The organism is Caulobacter sp. P1_B12_2, from assembly GCF_056406675.1.
The window spans coordinates 1-4220 of record NZ_JBFTZS010000407.1; the positions used below are offsets into that span (position 1 = coordinate 1).

General features: G+C 68.3%; 6 protein-coding genes. 3 read left to right on the forward strand and 3 right to left on the reverse strand.

Translation table 11 applies throughout. The features are described 5' to 3' along the window. Together AC1DZ6_RS20240 and AC1DZ6_RS20245 are read left to right on the forward strand one after the other, a co-directional pair. The coding region (locus tag AC1DZ6_RS20240; protein WP_477098930.1) for an AIR synthase-related protein at window positions 1-1346 on the forward strand (1346 nt) is incomplete at its 5' end. A gap of 11 nt (window positions 1347-1357) precedes the next feature. Continuing rightward, a complete protein-coding gene (locus AC1DZ6_RS20245) occupies window positions 1358-1714 on the forward strand; it encodes a hypothetical protein (RefSeq protein ID WP_477098931.1) in 357 nt (118 codons plus the stop codon). Window positions 1715-1796: 82 nt separating this feature from the next. Here the strand turns inward: AC1DZ6_RS20245 and AC1DZ6_RS20250 are convergent, their stop codons facing one another. From AC1DZ6_RS20250 to AC1DZ6_RS20260, 3 genes are all read right to left on the reverse strand, one after another. After that, window positions 1797-1997, reverse strand: a complete 201-nt coding sequence (locus AC1DZ6_RS20250) for a hypothetical protein (protein ID WP_477098932.1) — start codon at window positions 1995-1997, stop codon at window positions 1797-1799. 33 nt (window positions 1998-2030) lie between these two features. Beyond that, complete coding sequence (locus AC1DZ6_RS20255; protein ID WP_477098933.1) at window positions 2031-2648, reverse strand: hypothetical protein; 618 nt, start codon at window positions 2646-2648, stop codon at window positions 2031-2033. Between the two features lie 99 nt (window positions 2649-2747). Further along, window positions 2748-3245: a winged helix-turn-helix transcriptional regulator gene (locus tag AC1DZ6_RS20260; RefSeq protein WP_477098934.1), complete on the reverse strand. Its 498-nt coding sequence runs from the start codon at window positions 3243-3245 to the stop codon at window positions 2748-2750. A 125-nt stretch (window positions 3246-3370) separates the two neighbouring features. Here AC1DZ6_RS20260 and AC1DZ6_RS20265 point away from each other — a divergent pair, with 125 nt between their 5' ends. After that, the gene (locus AC1DZ6_RS20265; protein WP_477098935.1) at window positions 3371-4180 is read left to right on the forward strand and encodes an SDR family NAD(P)-dependent oxidoreductase; all 810 of its coding nucleotides are present in this window, start codon (window positions 3371-3373) and stop codon (window positions 4178-4180) included. Window positions 4181-4220 lie beyond the last annotated feature (40 nt).

A 4220-nucleotide genomic window follows, 5' to 3' on the forward strand; every position in this document is an offset into this window, starting at 1 on the left:
GCATCGAGCTGAACATGGACATGGTCCCGCAGCGCGAAACCGGCATGAGCGCCTACGAGATGATGCTCTCGGAAAGCCAGGAGCGGATGCTGGCGGTGCTGAAGCCCGGCCGCGAGAACGAAGGCCACGCCATCTTCGAGAAGTGGGGCCTGGACGCCGCCGTCATCGGCCACACCACCGACACCGGCCGCCTGGTGCTGAAGCATCACGGCGAGACCGTCTGCGACGTGCCCCTGGCCCCGCTGTTCGACGACGCGCCGCTGTATGACCGCCCCTGGGTCCAGCCGACGCTGCATCCGCACCTCGACCCGGGCAAGATCCCCGGCCCCATCGACTGGACCGCCGCCGTGCTCAAGGTGGTCGGCAGCCCCGACATGGCCTCCAAGCGCTGGCTGTGGGAGCAATATGACCGCCACGTCATGGCCGACACCCTGGAAGACAGCGCCACCGGCTGCGACGCCGGCATCGTGCGCATCCACGGCAAGGGCAAGGCTATCGCCGTGACCAGCGACGTCACCCCGCGCTACGTCCAGAACGATCCCTACGAGGGCGGCAAGCAGGCCGTGGCCGAAGCCTGGCGCAACCTGACCGCCGCCGGCTCGCTGCCGATCGCCATCACCGACAACCTCAACTTCGGCAGCCCTGAAAAGCCCGAGACCATGGGCCAGATCGTCCGCGCCACCGACGGCATGGCCGAGGCCTGCCGGGCGCTGGACTTCCCGGTCGTGAGCGGAAACGTCAGCCTCTACAACGAGACCAACGGCGTCGCCATTCCGCCGACCCCGACGGTCGGCGCCGTGGGCCTGCTCGAGGACTACGACCTGCGCATGGGCTTCGGCAACGTGGCCGAGGGCGACACGCTGGTGATCATCGGCGAGACCCACGGCGAACTGGGGGCCTCGATCTATCTGCGCGAGATCCTGGGCCGCGAGGACGGCGCCCCGCCGCCGGTCGACCTGGCCGTGGAGCGCAAGAACGGCGACTTCGTGCGCGGCCTGATCCCCACGGGTCTGGTGGCCGGCCTGCACGACCTGTCGGACGGCGGTCTGCTGATCGCCGCGGCCGACGTCGCCCTGGCCAGCAAGGTCGGGATCACCCTGAACGCCACAAGCCACGCCCACGCCCACCCCTACCTGTTCGGCGAGGACCAGGCCCGCTATCTGGTGGCAACGCCCGATCCGGAAGCCCTGCTGGCGGCGGCCAAGGAAGCCGGCGTCCACGCCAACCTGGCCGGCGTGGCCGGCGGGAACGAATTCGCCTCGACGGGCCTTTTCAGCATCCCGCTGGAAACCCTGCGCACGGCCCACGAGGCCTGGCTGCCGGGCTTCATGGGCGCGACGGCTTAAGGATCTTCAGCATGCGTATGACCTCGATTCTCGCCACGGCGAGCCTGGCCCTGTCGTTGCTGGCGGCCTGCGCGCCCACGGCTCCGGCCCCCGCCCACGCCGCCCAAAGCGCAGACGCCTCGTGCGCCGCGCGCGGCGGCTCAATGCAGCCGGTCGGCCGCATGCAGCGCCAAACCTGCGTCGTCCCCTATGCCGACGCCGGCAAGACCTGCTCGGACAAGGCCGACTGCCAGGGGGCGTGCATCGCCGACGGCAACGCCGAATCCCAGGCCGCCACCGCTGGCCAGTGCCAGAAGACCAACGTCCAGTTCGGCTGCTACGCCAAGATCGTCGGCGGCAAGTCGACCGGCACGATCTGCGTCGACTAGGGCTTCCTAACCCGTCCTGTCGTCGTCATMCCGGACAAGCCCGACGAAGGTGGGGCGGCGGTCCGGGATGACAAAAGCGGCTTCACCGTCCTGTCGAGACCGGCTCGCTCGCCTCGTCGCCGTCGAAGATCACGACGCCGCTATTGTTCTTGTCGTTGGAGTCGTTGATGAAGTCGGCCCGCGCCTCGCCTAGCGCGGGCTGGCCTTTCGGCGCTTCCAGGACCGGCGTCTCTCGGCTCTGCCGAAACCACTGAAACATCTTCCATAGCCAAGTCAGGATCATCGTTCCCTCCAGAGCCTCGGGGTCGCCAGGTGCTCAGGCGAACTGGACGTTCGCCAGGGTGAACTCGAACGGCGCCGCCTCGCGGCCGGCCCCGCCGCCGGTCATCACGATGTCGGCGCTGGCGACGCCCAGCAGCGACAGCTCGGTGTTGACCGACGAGATGATGGCCGAATTCATCAACTCGCCCTCCTCCGCCTGCGACACCACGCCGATCCAGATCGTCGGCTTGAACTGGAACACCGCCTTCTGTCCCGGCGCGACGTCGCTCTCCTGGGCGTACAGCTTGCCGCTCTTGTAGACCCCGGCGTTGATCGCCCCCTTCGGCAGGGCGTTGCGCACCTCGATCTCGTTCGGACTGGACGCCGATCCGCTGAGCTTCAGCACGTCGCCGGAGGTGTCGAGCACCATCGAAAACTGCTGACCGTTGGCTGCGTTCAGCAGCGGCGTGTAGTTGCCCCAGCTGTCGCTGGCCCCGACCTGGGTGGCCATCGGATAGACGAACGGGTGGTGGTCGCCCTGGCCGCAGTTCTGGATCACCTGCCAGGCCACCGCCGTCTCCTGGACGTCCGGCGCCGCGTTCTTGGCGAAGATCACGATCTCGCTGTTATTCACGTCGTTGGAATCGTTGATGAAGTTCAGCTTGATGTCCATGCGTCCCACCCCGGATGACCCGACGACCGGCGGATCTTGCAGGAAGCCTACACTCAAAAGCCGAAACTTGGCCACGCGCTATCGAAGGTGGTCCCCGGTCTAGCGGCCCTGCCCTTCCCGGACCTGGGCCACACGGGCCAGCACCACGGGGCCGGCGGCGGGACCGGCGGCGTAGACGAAGTCGAGACCGTCCATCGGCTTGCCCGTGCGGCGGTCCACCAGCACCGGTTCGGCCGGCAGGCCGGTGACCGCCTCGACCATCTGGCTGGCGACGCCCTCGACCGCGTAGTGGCGGTTGCCGAAGGCCATCAGCGCCGTCAGCACCGGTGCGAAGTCGCGCGCTAGCTCGGTCGCTACGTATTCGTGGCGCAAGGGGCGCTCCTGGTAGGGCCGGCGCTCCAGGAAGCCCGCCTCGACCAGAGCGGCCAGCCGCTGGGTCAGGATGTTGGGCGCCACGCCCAGGCTCTTCTCGAATTGGTCGAATTTCGACAATCCCTGCAGGGCGTCGCGTAGGATCATCAGGCTCCAGGTGTCGCCTACGCGCTCCAGCGTGCGGCCCACGGGGCATTGTCCAGGATCGAAGGCGCGTCGGGTCATGGCGCTAATATAGGCCTTCGCTAGCAAATCGAAAGTTACTTACTTGCGTTTTGCAAGTGACTTACCATTTCAGCGTCACGGCGGGACCATGGGGCCTTCGCCAAACCCTTTTCGGGACAAAGACGATGAGCAAGCAAGACATCCCCGGCACGGCCCTGATCACCGGCGCCTCCACCGGCATCGGCGCCACCTATGCCGACCGCTTGGCCCGCGCCGGCCATGACCTGATCCTCGTGGCTCGCGACACCGGCCGCCTCGGCGCCCTTGCCGCCAAGCTGCGCGGCGAAACCGGCGTGAAGGTCGACGTGATCACCGCCGACCTGACGAACAAGGCCGACCTGGCTCGGGTCGAGGCCCGGCTGGCCGACGACGCCGCGATCGACATCCTGATCAACAACGCCGGCGTCGCCCTGTCCGGCGCCTTCGTCGAGCAGGACCTGGAGCGGGTMGAGAGCATGATCCAGCTGAACATCGTCTCGGTGACCCGCCTGGCCCACGCCGCCGCCAAGGCCTTCGCGGCCCGCGACCGCGGCGCGATCGTCAACATCTCGTCGGTCGTGGGCCTGGCCCCCGAGCTGCAGATGGCCGTCTACGGCGCGACCAAGGCCTATGTGACCTATTTCACCCAGACCCTGCGCCTGCAGCTGAGCCCCAACATCCACCTCCAGGCCGTGCTGCCGGGCGCGACCCGCACAGAGATCTGGGACCGCTCGGGCAGCGGCGGCGCCGAGGCGCTGGACCCGAACATGCTGATGGAGGTCGACGACCTGGTGGACGCGGCCCTGGCCGGCTTCTTCCAGGGCGAGCTGGTCACCATCCCGTCCCTGCCCGATCCGGCCGACTTCGCGGCCTATGACGCGGCCCGGGCCAAGCTGCTGCCGAACCTGTCGCGCAACCGCTCGGCCGCCCGCTACAAGGTCGGCGAGCCCGCCTAGACGAAGAGGCGAGCCAGGCCGGGGCCCTTGGGTCCCGGCC